Here is a 19,473-nt window from a genome sequence, read left to right as displayed (position 1 = left end):
TGCGGGGGTGGCTGGTCATGACGGATTCCCGGGCCTGCTATTGGCCTTTTTCCAGGGGACCGAGGGAATCCCGGGTCCGCCGAACGGCCGCACGCAACGCTTCGGGGCCGGGTCCGTGCCTGAGGACGTCACGGGACGACGCGGGGAGCACACCCGGCAGTCCCGGCCCGAAAAGGGCCCGCAAATCGGCCGGAGTGGCCCCCTGTGCCCCGAAACCGGGCGCCAGGACCGGACCGTTCAGCTTGCTCAGATCGAGCTCTCCCGGCGTGATGGTGGCGCCGACGACGACACCGATGTCACCCAAGGGCCCGACGCCCGCGTTGTACGCGGCCGCCGTGTCGACGATGTCCTGCGCGACGGTCTTTCCGTTGGGCAGCAAGGCGTTCTGCAATCCCTGCGCCTCCGGGTTGGAGGTGCGCGCGAGGACGAACAGCCCCTTGCCTTGCGTCCGCGCAACGTCGAGCGCGGGGGCCAGCGAACCGAAACCGAGGTACGGCGACACGGTGATGGCGTCCGCCTCGAGATCCGCGCCGGCGGGTAGGAACGCCGCCGTGTACGCCGCCATCGTCGAACCGATGTCGCCGCGTTTGACGTCCAGCAGGACGAGCGCGCCCGCCTCCCGGCACACCTTCATCGTCTTGGCCAGAACGGCGACCCCAGGAGGCCCGTAGGCCTCGAAAAAGGCCGACTGGGGCTTGATCACCGCGACCTCGGGCGCGATCGTCTCAGCGGCCGTGAGGGCGAACTTCTCCAGACCGCCCGCGTCCGCCGGGAGACCCCACGCCTGGAGCAACCCGGGATGGGGGTCGATCCCGGCGCAGAGCGGTCCCTTCTCGGCGACCGCCCGCGCCAGCCTCGCCCCGAACCGTTCGCTCATGCCTTGGCCTTCAGCGCCGCCTGGAGGCTCTGCAGCGACCGGACGCCGATGTCGCCCTTGATGACGGCCTCTATCCCGTGCACGGCCGCCGCGGCGCCCTGCACCGTGGTGATGCAGGGGATGTCCCGCGACACCGCGGCGGTGCGGATCTCGTAGCCGTCGATGCGGGGACCGCTGTTGCCGTACGGGGTGTTGATCACCATCTGCACCTCGCCGCTGAGGATGACGTCCACGACGTTCTGCTCCCCTTCGGCCGAACCCTCGTAGTGCTTGCGCACGACGGTGCAGGCGATTCCGTTGCGCCGCAACACTTCCGCGGTTCCCGACGTGGCGAGAATCTCGAAGCCGAGGTCCGCCAGCCGCTTCACCGGGAACACCAGCGAACGCTTGTCACGGTTGGCGACGGAGACGAAGACCTTGCCCGACGTCGGCAGCGAACCGTAGGCACCGGCCTGCGACTTGGCGAACGCCTTGCCGAAGGAGACGTCGACGCCCATGACCTCGCCGGTGGACTTCATCTCCGGGCCGAGCAGCGAGTCGACGCCGTGGCCCTCGGGGGTGCGGAAGCGGTGGAACGGCAGGACCGCCTCCTTGACCGCGACCGGCGAATCGGCGGGCATGTGGCCGCCGTCACCCTCGGCGGGGAGGACACCGGACTCGCGCAGCTCCTTGATCGACGAGCCGGTCATGATCAGCGCCGCGGCCTTCGCGAGCGGCACCGCGGTCGCCTTCGACACGAACGGCACCGTCCGCGAGGCGCGCGGGTTGGCCTCCAGGACGTACAGAACGTCGTCCTTGAGCGCGTACTGGACGTTCAGCAGCCCGCGGACGCCGACGCCGCGCGCGATGGCCTCGGTCGAGCGGCGCACCGTCTCGATGTCGGTCCGGCCCAGCGTGATCGGCGGGAGCGCGCACGACGAGTCGCCGGAGTGGATCCCGGCCTCTTCGATGTGCTCCATGACGCCGCCGAGGAACAGCTCGTCGCCGTCGAAGAGCGCGTCGACGTCGATCTCGATGGCGTCGTCGAGGAAACGGTCCACCAGCACCGGGTGCTCGGGGGTGACCTCGGTGGCGCGGTGGATGTAACCGGCGAGGGATTCCTCGTCGTACACGATCTCCATACCGCGTCCGCCGAGCACGTAGGACGGCCGGACCAGGACCGGGTAGCCGATCTTGTCGGCGATCCGCTTCGCGCCCTCGAACGAGGTCGCCGTGCCGTACTTCGGCGCGGGGAGCCCGGCGTCGGTGAGGACCTCGCCGAACGCGCCGCGGTCCTCGGCGAGGTGGATCGCGTCCGGGGAGGTGCCGATCACCGGGACACCGGCGTCGGCGAGGCGCTTCGCCAGCGAGAGCGGGGTCTGACCGCCCAGCTGCACGATGACACCGGCGACGGTGCCCGACTCCTGCTCGGCGTTGACCACTTCGAGGACGTCCTCGAACGACAGCGGCTCGAAGTACAGCCGGTCCGAGGTGTCGTAGTCGGTGGAGACGGTCTCGGGATTGCAGTTGACCATGACGGCCTCGAAACCGGCCTCGCGCAAGGCGATCGCGGCGTGCACGCACGAGTAGTCGAACTCGATGCCCTGCCCGATGCGGTTCGGCCCGGAGCCGAGGATCAGCACCTTCGGCTTGCCGGTCTGCGCGGTGATCTCCGACTGCGCCGCGGGATCGGTCTCGTAGGCCGAGTAGTGGTACGGCGTCTTGGCCGCGAATTCGGCCGCGCAGGTGTCGACGGTCTTGTACACCGGACGCACGCCGAGACGGCGGCGCAGCGCGCGGACGCCGTCCTCACCGGCCAGTTCCGGCCGCAGCGCGGCGATCTGACGGTCCGAAAGACCGGTGCGCTTGGCGCGCCGCAGCAGCGGCTCGTCCAGCACCAGGGCGTCGCGGACCTCCGAGCCGACCTCGCCGATGAGGGCGATCTGGTCGATGAACCACGGGTCGATTCCCGAGGCCTCGTGGATCTCCTCGACCGTGGCACCGAAGCGCAGCGCCCGCTCGACCTCGTAGATCCGCCCGTCGTGCGGCGTACGCAGGGCGTCCAGGATGGACTCCTTGGTCGCGCCTTCGGGGTCGGGGCGGGTCCAGAAGCCGGTGGCCTTGGTGTCGATGGACCGCAGTGCCTTGCCGAGCGCCTCGGGGAAGCTGCGGCCGAACGACATCGCTTCGCCGACGCTCTTCATCGTCGTGGTCAGCGTGGGGTCCGCGCCGGGGAACTTCTCGAAGGCGAACCGCGGCACCTTCACCACGACGTAGTCCAGCGTCGGCTCGAAGGCCGCCGGGGTCTCGCCGGTGATGTCGTTGCGGATCTCGTCGAGGGTGTAGCCGATGGCGAGCTTCGCGGCGATCTTGGCGATCGGGAAGCCGGTCGCCTTCGACGCCAGCGCGCTCGACCGCGACACCCGCGGGTTCATCTCGATGACGACCATGCGGCCGTCGGCCGGGTTGATCGCGAACTGGATGTTGCAGCCACCGGTGTCGACGCCGACCTCGCGCAGCACGGCGATGCCGACGTCGCGCATGTGCTGGTACTCGCGGTCGGTCAGGGTCATCGCGGGCGCGACGGTGACCGAGTCGCCGGTGTGCACGCCCATCGCGTCGATGTTCTCGATCGAGCAGACGACCACCACGTTGTCGTGCCGGTCGCGCATGAGCTCGAGTTCGAACTCCTTCCAGCCGAGGACGCTCTCCTCGATCAGCACCTCGGTGACCGGCGACTCGGAGAGGCCGGTGGTGGCGAGGCGTTCCAGCTCCGCGTCGGTGTGCGCCATGCCCGAGCCGAGCCCGCCCATGGTGAACGACGGCCGGATGACCACCGGGAGGCCGACTTCGGCGACGGTCGCGCGGACCTCGTCCATATCGTGGCAGACCCGCGAACGCGGCACGTCGGCGCCGATCGTGCGGACGATGTCCTTGAACTTCTGCCGGTCCTCGCCGCGCTGGATGGCGTCGATGTCGGCGCCGATCAGCTCGACGCCGTACTTCTCCAGGACGCCGCGCTCGTGCAGGGCGACAGCGCAGTTGAGCGCGGTCTGCCCGCCGAGGGTCGCGAGGATCGCGTCGGGGCGCTCCACGGCGATGACCTTCTCGACGAACTCCGGGGTGACCGGCTCGATGTAGGTGGCGTCGGCGAACTCGGGGTCGGTCATGATGGTCGCCGGGTTCGAGTTCACCAGCGAGACGCGCAGTCCCTCTTCGCGGAGCACGCGGCAGGCCTGGGTGCCGGAGTAGTCGAACTCCGCCGCCTGGCCGATCACGATCGGCCCGGAGCCGATCACCAGCACGTGCTGGATGTCTGTCCTCTTCGGCATTACTTGGCCTTCTCCATCAAGCTCACGAACTCATCGAACAAGGGGGCCGCGTCGTGCGGGCCGGCGGCGGCCTCGGGGTGGTACTGCACCGAGAACGCGGGGACGTCGAACGCGCGGACACCTTCGACGGTGTCGTCGTTCGGGCAGTAGTGCGAGATCTGGGCGGCGCCGAACGGCGTCTCGAAGCGCTGCCCCGGCTCGCCTTCGAGGGCGAAACCGTGGTTCTGCGCGGTGATCGCGACCCGTTTGGTGGCCACGTCGATCACCGGGATGTTGATCCCGCGGTGGCCGTAGCGCATCTTGTAGGTGCCCAGCCCCAGCGCGCGGCCGAGGATCTGGTTGCCGAAGCAGATGCCGAACAGCGGGATTTCCCGCTGCAGCACGGACTTCGTCAGCTCGGTCGCGTGCGCGGTGGTCGCCGGGTCGCCCGGTCCGTTGGACAGGAACACGCCGTCCGCCTCGACGGCGAGCAGTTCGTCCACAGTGGACGACGAGGGCAGCACGTGCACCTCGATACCGCGCGCGGCCATCATGCGCGGGGTGTTGGACTTGATGCCCAGGTCCAGTGCGGCGACGCGGAACCGGGTCTCCCCCTGCGCCTTGACCACGTACGGCTGCTTCGTGGAGACCTCGCCGGCGAGGTCGGCGCCCTTCATCTGCGGGCCGGCCTTCACCTCGGCGAGCATTTCCTCGTCGGTGCCCAGCGCGTCACCGGAGAACACGCCGGATCGCATGGCGCCCTGCTCGCGCAGGTGCCGGGTCAGCGTGCGGGTGTCCACTTCGGAGATCCCGACGACGCCCTGGCGCTCCAGTTCTTCGTCCAGCGTGCGCTTGGAGCGCCAGTTGGACGGGGTGCGCGCCGGATCGCGGACGACGTAGCCCGAAACCCAGATGCGGGCGGACTCGTCGTCCTCGTCGTTCCAGCCGGTGTTGCCGATCTGCGGCGCGGTCTGGACCACGATCTGCCGGTGGTAGGACGGGTCGGTCAGCGTCTCCTGGTAGCCGGTCATGCCGGTGCAGAACACCGCCTCGCCCAAGCTGCGTCCGCGTGCTCCGTACGCGGAGCCGCGGAACACGCGGCCGTCTTCGAGGACCAGTGCCGCGGGGGTCCTAATGCCGTTCGTGGTGCTCATCAGGCACCTCCCTTGATGTCGTTGCGAGTGTCTTGCAAAGCTTCGATCCACTGTGGATAGTCGTCGACGTCGTCGCCGCGGAATCCGGTGTCCAGTTCGACGTCGCCTGCCAGCCAGGTGACGACGAGCAGCCCGTCGATGCCCATCACCTTCCCGGCCATTCCCTTGTCCTTGCGGACGCCGGTGACGGACGCGCGCGGGATCCAGAAGTCCGGGGCGCCGCCGCGTTCGATGGCGATGCCGTCTTCGTGCAGCCGCCAGACCGCGCCGGTGCGCAGGCCGGCGCCGCGGGTGACCACGCGCTCCTGCCAGTGCCCCGCCGTCGTGGTGCTGATGTAGACGCCGGTCGACTCGAGCGAGGCCTCACCGGGCTCGGCGGGGATCTCGGCGAACGGCGGCACCTGGACGCTCTGCGCGCGGGACTTGCGCCGCCAGCCGCGCCACATCAGGAAGACGCAGAACAGGAAGAAGGCGAAGACCGCCAGGGTCAGCAGAATCCGGTCGCTCATTGCGCGATCTTCCCTTCCCGCGCGGTGATCCGCCCGCGCAGCAACGTCGCCGTCACCACGCCGGGGAGCCGCATTCCTTCGTACGGGGTGTTCGCCGCGATGCTCGCGAACTCGACGCCCCGTACGGTCCATTCGGTTTCCGGGTCCACCAGCGTCAGGTTGGCCGGTTCGCCGACCTCGATCGGACGGCCGTGGTCGGTCAGGTTGCCGATCTCGGCGGGCCGCTCGCTCATCACCCGCGCGACGCCCCGCCAGTCCAGCAGGCCGGTGCGGACCATGGTCTCGACCACGATCGACAACGCGGTCTGGAGGCCGAGCATGCCGGGCCGGGCCGAGTTCCACTCGCAGTCCTTGTCCTGGACGGCGTGCGGCGCGTGGTCGGTGGCGACGCAGTCGATGACGCCCTCGGCCAGCGCGGCGCGCAGCTTCACGGCGTCGGATTCGGTGCGCAGCGGCGGGTTGACCTTGTTGACCGGGTCGTAGGTCGCGAGCCGCTCGTCGGTCAGCAGCAGGTGGTGCGGGGTGACCTCGGCCGAGACCTTGGTACCGCGCTCCTTGGCCCACTTCAGGATGTCGGCCGTGCCCGAGGTGGACACGTGGCAGACGTGCAGCCGCGCGTTCGCGTGCTCCGCCAGCAGGCAGTCGCGGGCCACGATCGACTCCTCCGCCGAAGCGGGCCAGCCCGTGTAACCCAGGCGCGCGGCCTGCTCGCCTTCGTGCGCCTGGGCGCCGACGGTCAGCCGCGGCTCCTCGGCGTGCTGGGCGATGACCACGCCGAGCGCCGTCGAATACTCCAGCGCGCGGCGCATGAGCAGCGGGTCCGCGACGCAGAGACCGTCGTCGGAGAAGACCTTCACCTGGGCTTCGGACTTCGCCATCGTGCCCAGTTCGGCGAGTTTCTCGCCCTTGAGGCCCACGGTGACCGCGCCGACCGGGTGCACGTCGACCAGCCCGGCCTCTTGGCCGCGCCGCCACACGTGGTCGACGATCACCGCGTTGTCGGCCACCGGATCGGTGTTGGCCATGGCGAACACGGCGGTATAGCCGCCGAGCGCGGCCGCGGCCGAACCGGTCGCGATGGTCTCGGTGTCCTCGCGGCCGGGTTCACGCAGGTGGGTGTGCAGATCGACGAAACCAGGGAGCAGCACCTGGCCGCCCGCCTCGATGACTTCGGCGTTGTCCGGGGTGTCGATCGAACCGATGTCGGTGATGACCCCGTCCTCGACGAGCACGTCGACCGGGTCGCCCTCGCCGTAGGGTCGGGCGCCCTTGATCAGGACGATGGTCACGCGGTGGCTCCTTCGCTGGCGAGCAGGTGGTAGAGGACCGCCATGCGCACGTGGACGCCGTTGCGGACCTGTTCGGTGATGGCCGAGGCCGGGGAGTCGGCGACCGCCGAGGCGATCTCCATCCCGCGCAGCATCGGGCCCGGGTGCAGGACGACGGCGTGCTCTGGCAGGAGCTTCATCCGTCGTTCGTTGAGGCCGTAGGCGATCGAGTACTCGCGCGCCGAAGGGAAAAAGCCCCCGTGCATGCGTTCCGCCTGGACTCGCAGCATCATGACCGCGTCGACCGCGGGCAGTTCGGCGTCGAGTTCGTGCGACACGGTGACCGGCAGGCTTTCCACCCCAGCCGGCAGCAGGGTCGGCGGCGCGACGAGGACCACTTCCGCGCCCAGCGCCGACAGAAGGTGGATGTTCGACCGCGCGACCCGGCTGTGCAGGACGTCGCCGACGATCGCGATCCGGCGGCCTTCGAGTGAGCCGAGCCGCTCTCGCAGCGTCGCCGCGTCGAGCAGGGCCTGCGTCGGATGCTCGTGCGTCCCGTCGCCCGCGTTGACGACCGCCGTCCCGGCTTCGGCGAGCCAGCCCGAAAGCCGCTGAGCCGCCCCGGAGGCGGGGTGCCGGATGATCACGCAGTCGGCGCCAGCCGCGGCCAGCGTCAGCGCGGTGTCCCGCAGCGATTCGCCCTTGTTGACCGAGGAACTGGACGCGGAGACGTTGATCACGTCGGCGCTCATCCACTTCCCCGCGATCTCGAACGAGACGCGGGTGCGGGTCGAGTTCTCGTAGAACAACGTGATCACGGTGCGGCCGCGCAACGTCGGCAGTTTGCGGACCTCGCGGCCCAGCAGGGTGTGCTTGAGCTCTTCGGCGGTGTCCAGCACGGCTGTCGCGAGCGCCGGGTCGAGCCCGTCGGTGGCGAGCAGGTGCTTCACGATCGATCTCCTTCTGGTGAAGCGCTCTCATTCAACGACCGGAGCAGAACCGTGTCCCGTCCGTCCACTTCGGACAGCAGGACCTCGATCCCCTCGGCGCGCGAGGTGGGCACGTTCTTGCCCACGTAGTCGGCGCGGATCGGCAGTTCGCGGTGGCCGCGGTCGACCAGCACGGCCAGCTGGACCGCGCGCGGGCGGCCGTGGTCGCGCAGGGCGTCGAGGGCGGCGCGGATGGTGCGGCCGGAGAACAGCACGTCGTCGACCAGGATCACCACCGCGTCGTCGATACCGGTCGGCGGCAGCTGCGAATGTTCGAGCGCGCGGGGCGGGCGGCGGCGGAGATCATCACGGTAGAGCGTGATGTCCAGCGCGCCGGTCGGCGGACGGATGCCGGAGAACTCGGCGATCTTGTCCGCGAGCCGCAGGGCGAGCGGAGTACCCCGGGTGGGGATGCCCAGCAACACGGGCGGAGTCGAGCCACCGGCACCGAGAGCGGTCTTCTCGATGACCTGGTGGGCCATTCGGGCGATCGTGCGCGCGACATCGCCGGACGAGAGCAGCTCACGCTCTCCCGCCGGTTCCGCCGCGCCACGCGGACGTGACGACAAGGCGGACCTCCTTCCCCGCCTCTCTGGACGGGTCCTTAAAGGACGTCGACTTCCTGCTTGGCGAGGAAATCGAACCGACACTAGCAGGAAGGAGCCCTCAGTCTTACGGGTGGCGCGCCCCAGGTGACGAAGGCCTCTCGAAAGCACCCGCTTGACCTGGTGACAACTATGCGTAACCATTACTCTGAGTATTCGACTCTAGGAGTCCCCTGGATCGGTCACCCTCGACCGGTTGGGGGTGAGGAAACGGAGAACCACCAGATGGGCGATTACGCCAAGGCGCTCGGGGCCAAGCTCCGCGGGATCCGCCAGCAGCAGGGCCTGTCCCTGCACGGGGTCGAGCAGAAGTCCGGAGGCCGCTGGAAGGCCGTCGTCGTCGGTTCGTACGAGCGCGGAGACCGCGCCGTCACCGTGCAGAAGCTCGCCGAACTGGCCGATTTCTACGGCGTGCCGGTGGTCGAGCTGCTGCCGGAGGGCCGGGTGCCGTCGGGCGCCGAACCCGCCACGAAGATCGTCATCAACCTGGAGCGTCTCCAGCAGCTCCCGGCGGAGAAGGTCGGGCCGCTCGCCCGCTACGCCGCCACCATCCAGAGCCAGCGCGGCGACTACAACGGCAAGGTGCTCTCCATCCGCACCGAAGACCTGCGTTCGCTGGCCATCATCTACGACATGACCCCGGGCGAGCTCACCGAGCAGCTGATCGACTGGGGTGTGCTGCCGCCAGAGGCTCGACCGTCCAAAGAGGACTAGAGATGGCGACGTTTTCGGTCCGGGGGGACCGGAAACGCCAACCGGCACCACCGAGCACGAGAACGGGCCGTGCCCTCGGAAGAGGACACGGCCCGTCGCAGTACGTCTTCTAGAGAACCGCGCGCAGGCGGTCGGCGATGGTGCCGATGCGGCCGAGCACGCCGTTCACGAAACGCGGCGAGTCGTCGGTCGACAGCTCCTTCGCCAGCCCGACGGCCTCGTCGATGGCGACCGGATCCGGCACGTCCGTCGCCCACAGCAGCTCGTAGACGCCGACCCGCAGCACCGCGAGATCCACCGGCGGCATCCGGTCCAGCGTCCAGCCCTGAGCGTGCTCCGAAAGCAGCTCGTCGATCTGCGTCTTGCGTCCGGTCACGCCCTCGACCAGCGAGATCGTGTAGTCCCCGATCGGATCGACCTCGACCGAACCGACCCTGTCCGCCAGCAACGTCACCGCGTCGGCGCCGCGCTGGGCGGCTTCGTACAGCACTTCGACGGCACGCTTGCGTGCCTGGCGGCGGCTGATCGGCCCACCGCGGTTCGGCGACTTGCCGGATTTGTCTGAACCGGCCATCAGTTGGAGACGCGGCCCAGGTAGCGGCCGTCACGGGTGTCGACCTTGATCTTCTCGCCGGTGGTGAGGAACAGCGGCACCTGGATCTCGGCGCCGGTCTCCAGGGTGGCCGGCTTGGTGCCACCGGTGGAGCGGTCGCCCTGCAGGCCGGGGTCGGTGTGCTGGACGATCAGCTCGACCGAGGTCGGCAGCTCGATGTACAGCGGGACACCCTCGTGCACCGCGACCTGGACCTCGAAGTTCTCGAGCAGGTAGTTCGCGTTGTCGCCGACGGTCTCGGCCAGCACGGTGATCTGGTCGTAGGTCTCCGCGTCCATGAACACGAAGTCCGTGCCGTCCTTGTACAGGTACGTCATGTTGCGACGGTCGACGGTGGCCGTATCGACCTTCGTCCCCGCGTTGAAGGTCTTGTCGACGACCTTGCCGGTCAGCACGTGCTTGAGTGTCGTGCGGACGAACGCACCGCCCTTGCCCGGCTTGACGTGCTGGAACGCGGTGACGGTCCAGAGCTGGCCGTCGAGGTTGAGGACGAGCCCGTTCTTCAGGTCGTTGGTGGTGGCCACGAGTGTGCAGTCTCCTGTGTCGATCTTCCGGGCCGCCGTCAGACGACCACGAGTTCCTTGGTGCTCAGCGTGAGGAGTTCGGGCGTACCTTCCCGCACGACCAGCGTGTCCTCGATGCGCACGCCTCCGCGTCCGGGCAGATACACACCAGGTTCGACGGTGACGGCCATACCGGCGGACAGTGTACCGACGCCGGTGGCGGCCAGGCTGGGCGCCTCGTGCACCTGCAGTCCGACCCCGTGGCCGAGACCGTGGCCGAACTCGTCGCCGCGCCCCGCGTCGACGATCACTCCGCGCGCCGCTTTGTCCACTTCGGACACTTCGGCGCCGGGCAGGACGGCGTCGCAACCCGCCGCCTGCGCGCGCTGGACCAGCTCGTAGATCTCCTCCTGCCACGCCGCCGGCTTGCCGAGGACGAACGTGCGGGTCATGTCGGAGTGGTAACCGTCGACCGTGGCACCGAAGTCGATCTTGACGAAGCCACCGTTCGCGAGCACGGCCGAGGTCGGCCGGTGATGCGGGATCGCGGAGTTGACGCCCGCCGCGACGATCGTGTCGAACGACGGCCCCGTCGACCCGTGACCGAGCATGCGATTCTCGAGGTCGCGGGCGACGTCCAGCTCGGTCCGGCCCGGCCGGAGCCCGCCGGCGGACACCAGCTCCTCCAGCGCCCTGTCGGCCGCGGCGCACGCCTGGCGCAGCGCCTCGATCTCCTGCTCGTCCTTGACCAGTCGCAGCTGCTCGACGAGCCCGGGCGTACGGACCAGCTCGACGCGGTCGAAGCGGACCTTGAGATCTTCGTGCTGCTCGACACTGACGTGCTGGCTCTCGAACCCGGTCTTGCCGAGCTTCTTCCCTGCCGCGAGGTCGGCCAGCTTCGCCGCGCTCGCACGGTCCAGCACCCGTTCGAGATCGGGCACCTCCGTCGCCGACTGGACCGTGTAGCGGCCGTCGGTGCAGAAGATCGTCTTGTCGTCACCGCCCCCGTGGACGAGGAGAGCGGCGTTGGACCCGGTGAAGCCGGTCAGGTACCTGATGTTGAGCAGGTCCGTGACCAGCAGCGCGTCCACCCCGGAATCGGCCAGCAGGGAACGCAGCGCCGCGCGGCGGCGAGAGAAGTATTCACGCACGCCTTGAGTTTAGGGGGCCGACCGCTCATTTCGCCCGCATGCGCCGCCCTCTTGCGCCGCTTGTGGTGCCCGGTGGTCCGTGAAGGCCTCCTTGAGGGACTCTGGGTCCCTCAAGGGGTCCTTCACGCGCATATGGTGGGGCGGGCGGGACGGATGTGACTCCAGTGACGGATGCGTCCTGTGTGGCACTGCCGTAAGTCCGTGAGGGCCTCCTTCCCTACCTTCAAAGTAGAGAAGGAGGCCCTCACGGACCTTCCGCCGAGGATCCAGGACCGCGCGGAGGTGACCATCGCTACTGGCGAGTTAAACTCACCCAATGGCACCGTGGCTGACTCGTGGACTCGTGATGGCGCTGCTGCACGGCGCGGCCGTCACCGTGCTGGCCAAGTACGAGGTCTTCAACCCCACCGACAAGACCCTCGCCACCTCCCTCGCCCTGGCCGTCCTGGTCGGCGCGGCGGCGGGCTGGAGCGCCGTGGACGCCTGGCGGGGCAAACCCGAACGCGGCAGGAACTGGTTCATCGCGGCGTTGATCGCCGGACCGGTCTCGGGGGTGCTGTACGTGATCGGCCGCGCGGTGTTCGTCGATCAGACCGGCGTATCGGAGCTCGGCGGCGCGCTCACCGGCGGCGCCGCCTTCTCGGCCCTGCTGGTGCTCATCCCGGCCGGGCTCGGCCTGTTCGTCGGCGGCCGCATCACCAAGACCGGAGACGACGAAGATCAGCCCGCGAGCGGGAAACCGGCGGGGAAACCGTCCCAGGCCTGATCGCTGATCTGCTCGACGGCCGAGTCGTTCAACGCCGCCGTCCCGGCGTCCGGCACCGCGAACAGTTTGCCGTCGAGCACCACGCCGAACCCGCGTCCGGGGGCGCGCACCATCCTCGCCCCGGCGCTCAGCCGCGCCGCCTGCGGGAACTTGTCGACGACCTTGAGCCGCTGGTCCAGAATCTCGCTCGCGAGGGTCGCCGCCACGGAACGCCGGTCGACTCGCACCAGGGTGCCGTCGGCCACCAGATCGATGGTCCGCTGCGGTGACGGCATCGCGACGCCTTCGAACGAGGTCCGGACGCGGGCGTCGCCGTCGCAGGCCCGCGAACCGCGGACGTCCAGGCCGAAATGTTTGAGGTCGGTCGGCGCCCCCGCGCCGCCGACGATCGTGGCCCGGACGACGTCGAACGGGACCCGGTCGCAGACGTCACCCGAGGAGAGCGGCGCATGCCCGTCGGGCCGCCGGACCAGGCCGGGGCCTTCCTTCCACGCGCCGGGAATGATCGCCGTCCGATACGGCTGCGCGGAGAAGTCCCTGGTCCAGAAGGTGAGCGTGGTGCCGGTTTCGGTCTCGTGCGCGATCACGAAGGCGTCGAGCGCGCCGACCCACATCAGATCCGTGCTGAACCCGTCGACCAGTGAGCGGGTGCGCGGCGAGATCGTGCTCGGCTTGGGGATGAAGCCCTGCTCCCCCAGCGTCTCCACGCCTCGGGTGAACGCCGCGTCCTTGGCGCGGAGCAGGAATTGCCCGGCGCCGTTCCACCCGGCGCCCTTCGCCGTGGTGTCGGTGAACAGCACGTAGAACCAGCCGTCGAGGTACACCGCCGAGGGCTGGCCGGCGCCGTAGACGTTGGCGCGATGCACGTCGTGCGAGGGCCCGATGATCGGCTGCCCGCCCGCGGCCCGCGTCCAGTTGAGGCCGTCGGGGCTGGTCGCGAGCCCGATCGAGTTGCCGAGCGCGTGATCGCCCGCCGCGCCGGTGTAGTACATGTAGTAGATCGAGCCGACCTTGATCACCGACGGATCGCAGGTGTGCATACCGTCGAAACCGCCGGGCGCGCCGGAGAACACCGCCGCCGGGCCGCCACCGGACGGGCCGGTGAAGGGACCGTCGAGCGAGGGCGACTGCGCGTAGAGGATGTCGTCACCGGGCGGCTGCGCGCTGCCGTACTGGCTGCACCACCACATCCGGAGCTTGCCGCCGTCGCGCATCACCGTCGGGCCGTAGTTGTAGACCGCGTCCTGATCGCCCGCGGCCACCACACCGCCACTGGCCCGGGGGTCGCTCGTCGCGAGTTCGACGTCCATCGGCCGCGGCTTTTCCTCGGGCAGCTGGGCTCCGCCGATCCCGCCGCCCTTGCCGTCGGCCTGCGGCTGGGCAAGCTCGGCGCTGCACGCCACGAGGACCGCGCCTGCCGCGAGGACAGCCACCACGGCACGGGCGGGTCGCCGACCCCCACGAAAAAGGCGCATGATGGCCGAGTGTAGCGAGGCTTAACCCGGCCGGGTGACGTCAGTACCCGGTAGGGCGACCAATTCCACTTCGAAGCCATCGGCGTTTTCGAGGTAGGCGGCGTAGTGGTGATCACCGCCCGCATTCGGGAACTTGTCCGCGAACATCGGCGACCAGCCGTGTTCGAGCGCCTTCGAAGCCAGTTCGTTCACCCGTTCGCGGGACTCGACGTGCAGGGCGAGATGGTTCAAGCCCGGCGCGGTGCGCTCGTGCTTTTCGCCGCTGAGCGCCGGAGAGCGCTCGACGACGAGATAGGTCGCGCCGTGCTTCCAGCTGACCCCGGCGGGCCAGCGCTGGAATTCCCGCCAGCCGAGTTCGCCGAGCAGCCAGCCCCAGCTCTCCTCGGCGCGGGCGAGATCGGGGACCCACAGTTCGATGTGGTGCACGCGGCCGTGGTCCGAGGGCAGTGCGACGAAGACGCGATGCGGCCCGCTGCCGTAGTGGTCGCCGCCGCCGACGTCGAGGAAACCCAAGCGCTTCACCAGACTCTGACTGGCCACATTGGACTCGCCGACCAGCGCCCACACCGAAGACAGGCCGAGCCCGACAAGTCCGTGGTCCAGCAGGGCCTTCGCGGCTTCGGTGGCCAGGCCCTGCCCGCCGTGCGCACGCGCCAGGTAGTAGCCGACCTCGGGTACGTCGCCGGGCAGCTCCTGCGACGGCCGCAGATGCGCGAGGCCGATCACCTCGCCGTCGCGTTCGATCGCCCAGTGCCCCATCCCGGCCGGGCCGCGGTACGCCAGCCGCCTGCCGACCATTTCGCGGACCAGGTCCGGCTCGGTCAGCCGGTCCGCGAAATGCGCGCTCATCGCCGGGTCGGCGAAGAGCGCGACGATCGCTTCGGTGTCCGCCTCCGTCAACGCGCGCAGCCGGAGCCGCGCGGTCTCGATCCTGGGAGGGTTGTTCACGTCGCGTTCGCGGCCATCCAGCGCAGGGCCAGCGGGTACCCGTCGACCCCGAGCCCGGCGATGACCGCGGTGGCGATGTCCGACAGCACGCTGTGGTGCCGGAACTGCTCGCGTTTGTGCACGTTGGAGATGTGCAGCTCGATCAGCGGCGCCTTGAGCTGGGCCGCGGCGTCGCGGACCGCGATCGAGTAATGCGTCCACGCGGCCGCGTTGAGCACCACCGGCCAGCCGGCGTCGGCGGCTTCGTGCAGCCAGCCGACCATCTCGCCCTCGTGGTCGGTCTGCCGGACCTCGACGTCGATCCCCAGCTCCTTGCCTGCTTCGACGCAGGTGGAGACCAGATCCGCGTGCGTGGCCGAACCGTAGATACCGGGTTCGCGCAGGCCGAGCCTGCCGAGGTTGGGGCCGTTGAGGACGAGCACCTTCACAGCAGCACGCTCCCGCCCGCTTTGGGGGCTTCGCCCGCCACCACCGAGTACGCGGCGGCGAGCAGCGACGGGTCCGGGCCTTCCAGCCTGCCGGGTTTGGCGAGGCCGTCGAGGACGACGAAGCGGAGCACGCCGGAGCGGGTCTTCTTGTCGCCCTTCATCGTCTCCAGCAACTGCGGAAGCGCGTCCGGGTCGTACGTGGTCGGCAGGCCCAGCATCTTGAGGACCGACGTGTGCCGCTCCGCGGTGGCGTCGTCGAGACGGCCCGTGAGCCGCGCGAGTTCGGCGGCGAACACGAGGCCGACGCTGACCGCCGCACCGTGGCGCCACCGGTACCTCTCGCGGCGTTCGATGGCGTGGGCGAGGGTGTGGCCGTAGTTGAGGATCTCGCGCAGATTCGACTCGCGCAGATCCGCGGCGACGACGTCGGCCTTGACCTGGATCGAGCGGCGGACCAGTTCACCGAGGACCTCGCCGGTGGTGTCCAGCGCGGCGGCGGGATCCTGTTCGACGAGTTCGACGATGCGCGGGTCGGCGATGAACCCGGCCTTGACCACCTCGGCCATTCCTGCGACGAGTTCGTTGGGAGGCAACGTTTCCAGCGTCGCGAGGTCGACGAAGACCGCGCTCGGCTCGTGGAAGACGCCGACCAGGTTCTTGCCGGCCTCCGTGTTGATGCCGGTCTTGCCGCCGAGGGAGGCGTCGACCATGCCCAGCAGCGTGGTGGGCACGTTGACCAGGCGGACGCCGCGCATCCAGGTCGCGGCGACGAACCCGGCCAAGTCGGTCACGGCGCCGCCGCCGAGCCCGACGACCACGCCCTGGCGGTCGAAGCCCATACGGCCGAGGACCTCCCAGCAGAAGCTGGCGACGGTGAGTGCCTTGCCGTCCTCGGCGTCGGGGATCTCGACCCGGTGCGCGTCGATCCCGGCCTCGGCCAGTTCGTCGCGGATGGCCTCCGCGGTCGTCGTCAGCGTCGGCGGGTGGATCAGCGCGACCTTGGAGGCGTCGGCGAGCTGCTCGGTGAGCTCGCCGAGCAGGCCACGGCCGATGACGACGTCGTACGGCTTGACGGTGTTGACGGTGATGCGGACCGGCTCGGTCATCGTTCCCCTCACTTCGGCGGAAGCCGCTTTGCCCTCGCGACCTCGCAGGTGATCTTGCCCTTGACCGGGGTGTCCCCCGGGATCTCCTCGGTCACCTTCTGGCCGGGCGACATCCGGTTCTTCGCGAACAACGCTTCTCCGGAGGCCTTGCCGTCGGCGTCCTTGATCGCGATGGTGACGGCGTAACGCGTGTCCTCGCCCGTGCTGTTGGTGACCTCGATGGTGATCTTCGGGGTGTAGCTGGTGCTGTCGCATTTGGTGACCTTGACGTCGGCGGCGACGTCCTCCGCCGGAGCGGCGGACGCGGGTGCCCCGGTACTGGCCGCGCCGGTCTGGACGACGTCCGCGCCGGCGGGCTGCTTCTCCTCGCCGCACGCCGTCAGGGTCAGGGCCACGACGGCGAGGAGGACGCCGGTCGTGGTGGTGGTGCGCTTCATGCTCGTTCCTTGCTGATCTCGTGCAGCCCGATGACGGCGGCCTCGACGACCTCGTCGGCGGTCAGACGGTCGGTGTCGATTTCGATCGTGGCGACCTCGCGGTACACCGGCAGGCGCGCGTCGAGGAGCGACTTGTAGGTGGCGCGGGGGTTCACCCCGGCCAACAGCGGACGCGCGGTCGAGAGCCCGGCGCGCTGGACGCCGGCGGCCATCCCGACGTTGAGGAAGACCACCGTGTGCCTGGCGAGCCGCTCGCGCGTGCCCGGGGTGATCGGCGCTCCCCCGCCCAGGGAGAGGACGCCGTCGTGTTCGGCCAGCGCCTTCGCGACCATCTCCTCCTCCAGCGCGCGGAAGGCGGGCTCGCCTTCCTCGGTGAAGATGTCGGTGATGGGCTTGCCCGCGCTCGCGACGATGTCGTCGTCGGTGTCGCGGAAGGCGAGGCCGAGCCGGGCGGCGAGCGCCGGACCGACGGTGCTCTTGCCAGAGCCCGGCGGCCCGATGATCACCGCGCGAGGAGTCACCAGCGCTCCTCGAGCGCCTTCAGGTAGGCCTCGGCGTTGCGCTTGCCCTCGATCAGCGAGTCTCCGCCGAACTTCTCCAGCGCGGCGTCCGCGAGCACCAGCGCGACCACCGACTCCAGCACGACCCCGGCGCGGGGTACCGCGCAGACGTCGGAACGCTGGTGGATGGCCACCGCGGGTTCGCCGGTGGTGACATCCACAGTGGACAGTGCTTTGGGGACGGTCGAAATCGGCTTCATGGCGACGCGCACGCGCAGCGGCTCGCCGTTGGTGATGCCGCCTTCGAGCCCGCCCGCGCGGTTGGACCGTCGGGTCACCCCGACCGGACCGGTGCCGCGGTCGATCTCGTCGTGGGCCTGGCTGCCCCAGCGCTTGGCCGTGGTGAAGCCGTCGCCGACCTCCACGCCCTTCATCGCCTGGACACCCATGAGCGCGCCGGCGAGGCGGGCGTCGAGCCTGCGGTCCCAGTGGACGTGCGACCCGAGGCCCGGCGGCAGGCCGTAGGCGATCACCTCGATCACGCCGCCGACGGTGTCACCCGCCTTCCGTACGGCGTCGACCTCGGCGACCATCGCGTCGGTCCCCTCCTTGCCGAAGGCCCGGACCGGGCTCTCGTCGATGGACGGCAGGTCCGACGGCACCGGCAGCGCGCCCTCGGGCGCCGAGGCGCCGCCGATGGAGACGACGTGGCTGAGGATCTCGACCCCCAGCAGCTGCTTGAGATACGCGCGGGCCACCGTGCCGAGCGCCGTGCGGGACGCCGTCTCGCGGGCGCTCGCGCGCTCCAGCACCGGACGGGCCTCGGGGAAGCCGTACTTCTGCATGCCGGGCAGATCCGCGTGGCCGGGCCGGGGACGGGTCAGCGGCTCGTTGCGCGCCAGGCCTTCCAGCTCCTCGGCGGGCACGGGATCGGCCGACATGACCTTCTCCCACTTGGGCCACTCGGCGTTCTCGATCTGGACCGCGACGGGGCCACCCTGGGTAAGCCCGTGCCGGACGCCGCCGGTGAACTCGATGTGGTCGGTCTCGAAGCCCATCCGGGGGCTGCGGCCGAAGCCGAGCCGCCGTCGCGCGAGCTGCTCGCCCACTTCGGCGGTGGTGACCTCGACCCCGGCGGGCATCCCTTCCAGGATGGCGGCGAGGGCGGGTCCGTGCGATTCCCCTGCGGTTATCCAGCGCAACACCTGACAGATCCTGTCACAACCTCCTCTCCGTCCCGGTACAGGCCGGGCTATCCCGGACCGGGTCCGGCGAAGACGGCGAGCGCCCACGCCGCGACCAGGAGACCGGGCCCGTGCGGCACCGTGGGATGCCGGGGCCCGCCCACCGCGAGCGCCACGCTCAGTAGCGCGGCGGCGACGGCGCCGAGCACGACCGACGGCCAGCCCGTCGCGGCGAGGACCGCGCCGAGACTCCCGGCGAGCTTCACGTCACCGGCGCCGAGCGAGCGCGGCGACAGCGCGTGGACGAGCGCGTGCGCCCCGCCGAAGACCAGCGCGCCCAGCACGGCCCGCCATGCGATGGCCGCCCCTCCCCCGTGCGCGGCGACCGCGAGCGCGGCGGCCAGCGCCGGGTACGCGGGCAGGGTCAGGATGTCGGGCAGGCGGCGGTACTTCAGGTCGGCGAGCGCCAGCGGGACCGCGAAGACGGTCAGCACGGCCGGGACCGCCAGCCACCACGCCGGCCAGGCGCCCGCTTGATGCCGCAGCCAGACCGCGGCGAGCGCCACCGCCGCGACGGCCGCCGCCCAAGCCGTCACCGGTGCTCCGGCTCGGCGCAGGCAGGAGCGGGTGACGAGCGCCGATCCGGCGCCCGCCGCGGCGAAGGCGATCGGCGTGAACACAAGATCAAGAGTGCGCCCGTAGCGCTCGGTGAGGCAAGGATTTCTTTTCGTGACAGGGACTTTCACGCACTTTCGGCAAGCGGGGCGCGGTGTGGCCGTTCGCCTAGGTACATGAAGGACCCCCTTCCTGTACCTAGGTGTATTGACCTGGGAGGTTGTGAACGGGGGCGACACGTGGGTCGATGATCTTGGAATAGGGGAGGGCCTCCGGGTTCGGTGTGGATTGCGACATCTGCACCGGCTACCTGGAGGCCCTCGTGACTCACGCTAACGCAC

At 70.0% G+C, this 19,473-nt stretch carries 20 protein-coding genes; 2 read left to right on the top strand and 18 right to left on the bottom strand.

The window, feature by feature from the left end; all coding sequences use genetic code 11:
* Positions 1 to 37: 37 nt before the first annotated feature.
* The 7 genes from pyrF to pyrR are packed head-to-tail and all read right to left on the bottom strand — an operon-like array spanning position 38 to position 8,656.
* Positions 38 to 877 (bottom strand): orotidine-5'-phosphate decarboxylase, encoded by an 840-nt coding sequence (gene pyrF, locus DL991_RS11000; RefSeq protein WP_125783638.1) that lies wholly within the window; start codon positions 875 to 877, stop codon positions 38 to 40.
* A complete protein-coding gene (gene carB / locus DL991_RS10995) occupies positions 874 to 4,188 on the bottom strand; it encodes a carbamoyl-phosphate synthase large subunit (protein WP_125783636.1) in 3,315 nt (1,104 codons plus the stop codon). Before carB ends, pyrF begins: the two co-directional genes overlap by 4 nt.
* Positions 4,188 to 5,321 (bottom strand): glutamine-hydrolyzing carbamoyl-phosphate synthase small subunit, encoded by a 1,134-nt coding sequence (gene carA, locus DL991_RS10990; protein WP_125783634.1) that lies wholly within the window; start codon positions 5,319 to 5,321, stop codon positions 4,188 to 4,190. Before carA ends, carB begins: the two co-directional genes overlap by 1 nt.
* Positions 5,321 to 5,830, bottom strand: coding sequence for a transporter (locus DL991_RS10985; protein ID WP_125783632.1), 510 nt, complete (start codon positions 5,828 to 5,830; stop codon positions 5,321 to 5,323). The genes carA and DL991_RS10985 overlap by 1 nt, the downstream gene beginning before the upstream one ends.
* A complete protein-coding gene (locus DL991_RS10980; RefSeq protein WP_125783630.1) occupies positions 5,827 to 7,119 on the bottom strand; it encodes a dihydroorotase in 1,293 nt (430 codons plus the stop codon). The genes DL991_RS10985 and DL991_RS10980 overlap by 4 nt, the downstream gene beginning before the upstream one ends.
* Positions 7,116 to 8,048 carry an aspartate carbamoyltransferase catalytic subunit gene (locus tag DL991_RS10975; protein ID WP_076163695.1) on the bottom strand — a complete coding sequence of 311 codons (933 nt, stop codon included), beginning with the start codon at positions 8,046 to 8,048 and terminating at the stop codon, positions 7,116 to 7,118. The genes DL991_RS10980 and DL991_RS10975 overlap by 4 nt, the downstream gene beginning before the upstream one ends.
* Entirely contained in the window at positions 8,045 to 8,656 is a 612-nt protein-coding gene (gene pyrR / locus DL991_RS10970; RefSeq protein WP_037320844.1) for a bifunctional pyr operon transcriptional regulator/uracil phosphoribosyltransferase PyrR, read from the bottom strand. Before pyrR ends, DL991_RS10975 begins: the two co-directional genes overlap by 4 nt.
* A gap of 261 nt (positions 8,657 to 8,917) precedes the next feature.
* On the opposite strand from pyrR, the gene DL991_RS10965 reads away from it, so the two are divergent.
* Entirely contained in the window at positions 8,918 to 9,406 is a 489-nt protein-coding gene (locus DL991_RS10965; RefSeq protein WP_003096372.1) for a transcriptional regulator, read from the top strand.
* Positions 9,407 to 9,515: 109 nt separating this feature from the next.
* On the opposite strand, the gene nusB is transcribed toward DL991_RS10965, so the two are convergent.
* Genes nusB through DL991_RS10950 form a run of 3 tightly spaced genes read right to left on the bottom strand, consistent with a single transcriptional unit; the run spans position 9,516 to position 11,673 of the window.
* On the bottom strand, positions 9,516 to 9,980 hold the full coding sequence (gene nusB / locus DL991_RS10960; protein ID WP_125783628.1) for a transcription antitermination factor NusB: 465 nt from the start codon (positions 9,978 to 9,980) through the stop codon (positions 9,516 to 9,518).
* Positions 9,980 to 10,543, bottom strand: coding sequence for an elongation factor P (gene efp, locus DL991_RS10955; RefSeq protein WP_125783626.1), 564 nt, complete (start codon positions 10,541 to 10,543; stop codon positions 9,980 to 9,982). Before efp ends, nusB begins: the two co-directional genes overlap by 1 nt.
* 38 nt (positions 10,544 to 10,581) lie before the next feature.
* Entirely contained in the window at positions 10,582 to 11,673 is a 1,092-nt protein-coding gene (locus DL991_RS10950) for a Xaa-Pro peptidase family protein (protein WP_125783624.1), read from the bottom strand.
* A gap of 346 nt (positions 11,674 to 12,019) precedes the next feature.
* Here DL991_RS10950 and DL991_RS10945 point away from each other — a divergent pair, with 346 nt between their 5' ends.
* Positions 12,020 to 12,439: a B-4DMT family transporter gene (locus DL991_RS10945; RefSeq protein WP_233598802.1), complete on the top strand. Its 420-nt coding sequence runs from the start codon at positions 12,020 to 12,022 to the stop codon at positions 12,437 to 12,439.
* On the opposite strand, the gene DL991_RS10940 is transcribed toward DL991_RS10945, so the two are convergent.
* Genes DL991_RS10940 through DL991_RS10905 form a run of 8 tightly spaced genes read right to left on the bottom strand, consistent with a single transcriptional unit; the run spans position 12,394 to position 19,197 of the window.
* Positions 12,394 to 13,875, bottom strand: a complete 1,482-nt coding sequence (locus DL991_RS10940; RefSeq protein WP_125783996.1) for a beta-xylosidase — start codon at positions 13,873 to 13,875, stop codon at positions 12,394 to 12,396. The genes DL991_RS10945 and DL991_RS10940 overlap by 46 nt on opposite strands.
* A gap of 60 nt (positions 13,876 to 13,935) precedes the next feature.
* Complete coding sequence (locus DL991_RS10935) at positions 13,936 to 14,862, bottom strand: GNAT family N-acetyltransferase (RefSeq protein ID WP_125783622.1); 927 nt, start codon at positions 14,860 to 14,862, stop codon at positions 13,936 to 13,938.
* Entirely contained in the window at positions 14,859 to 15,290 is a 432-nt protein-coding gene (aroQ, locus tag DL991_RS10930) for a type II 3-dehydroquinate dehydratase (protein ID WP_125783620.1), read from the bottom strand. Before aroQ ends, DL991_RS10935 begins: the two co-directional genes overlap by 4 nt.
* Positions 15,287 to 16,396 (bottom strand): 3-dehydroquinate synthase, encoded by a 1,110-nt coding sequence (gene aroB, locus DL991_RS10925; protein ID WP_125783618.1) that lies wholly within the window; start codon positions 16,394 to 16,396, stop codon positions 15,287 to 15,289. Before aroB ends, aroQ begins: the two co-directional genes overlap by 4 nt.
* An 8-nt stretch (positions 16,397 to 16,404) precedes the next feature.
* Positions 16,405 to 16,833, bottom strand: a complete 429-nt coding sequence (locus DL991_RS10920) for a hypothetical protein (RefSeq protein WP_125783617.1) — start codon at positions 16,831 to 16,833, stop codon at positions 16,405 to 16,407.
* Entirely contained in the window at positions 16,830 to 17,354 is a 525-nt protein-coding gene (locus DL991_RS10915; RefSeq protein ID WP_125783615.1) for a shikimate kinase, read from the bottom strand. Before DL991_RS10915 ends, DL991_RS10920 begins: the two co-directional genes overlap by 4 nt.
* Entirely contained in the window at positions 17,351 to 18,538 is a 1,188-nt protein-coding gene (aroC, locus tag DL991_RS10910; protein ID WP_125783613.1) for a chorismate synthase, read from the bottom strand. The genes DL991_RS10915 and aroC overlap by 4 nt, the downstream gene beginning before the upstream one ends.
* A 47-nt stretch (positions 18,539 to 18,585) precedes the next feature.
* On the bottom strand, positions 18,586 to 19,197 hold the full coding sequence (locus tag DL991_RS10905; protein ID WP_125783611.1) for an A24 family peptidase: 612 nt from the start codon (positions 19,195 to 19,197) through the stop codon (positions 18,586 to 18,588).
* Positions 19,198 to 19,473: the final 276 nt, after the last annotated feature.

The organism is Amycolatopsis sp. WAC 01375 (assembly GCF_003947325.1).
Lineage (GTDB): Bacteria > Actinomycetota > Actinomycetes > Mycobacteriales > Pseudonocardiaceae > Amycolatopsis.
The sequence above is the reverse complement of the archived record's forward strand: the minus strand, read 5'-3'. Positions and strand labels throughout refer to the sequence as shown.

What these genes read in the sequence shown, in the direction of transcription:
- DL991_RS10920 (WP_125783617.1), bottom strand. Translation starts at nt 16,833, where the DNA reads ATGAAGCGCACCACCACCACGACCGGCGTCCTCCTCGCCGTCGTGGCC.
- pyrF (WP_125783638.1), bottom strand. Translation starts at nt 877, where the DNA reads ATGAGCGAACGGTTCGGGGCGAGGCTGGCGCGGGCGGTCGCCGAGAAG.
- carA (WP_125783634.1), bottom strand. Translation starts at nt 5,321, where the DNA reads ATGAGCACCACGAACGGCATTAGGACCCCCGCGGCACTGGTCCTCGAA.
- DL991_RS10965 (WP_003096372.1), top strand. Translation starts at nt 8,918, where the DNA reads ATGGGCGATTACGCCAAGGCGCTCGGGGCCAAGCTCCGCGGGATCCGC.
- aroB (WP_125783618.1), bottom strand. Translation starts at nt 16,396, where the DNA reads ATGACCGAGCCGGTCCGCATCACCGTCAACACCGTCAAGCCGTACGAC.
- DL991_RS10945 (WP_233598802.1), top strand. Translation starts at nt 12,020, where the DNA reads ATGGCGCTGCTGCACGGCGCGGCCGTCACCGTGCTGGCCAAGTACGAG.
- nusB (WP_125783628.1), bottom strand. Translation starts at nt 9,980, where the DNA reads ATGGCCGGTTCAGACAAATCCGGCAAGTCGCCGAACCGCGGTGGGCCG.
- DL991_RS10985 (WP_125783632.1), bottom strand. Translation starts at nt 5,830, where the DNA reads ATGAGCGACCGGATTCTGCTGACCCTGGCGGTCTTCGCCTTCTTCCTG.
- carB (WP_125783636.1), bottom strand. Translation starts at nt 4,188, where the DNA reads ATGCCGAAGAGGACAGACATCCAGCACGTGCTGGTGATCGGCTCCGGG.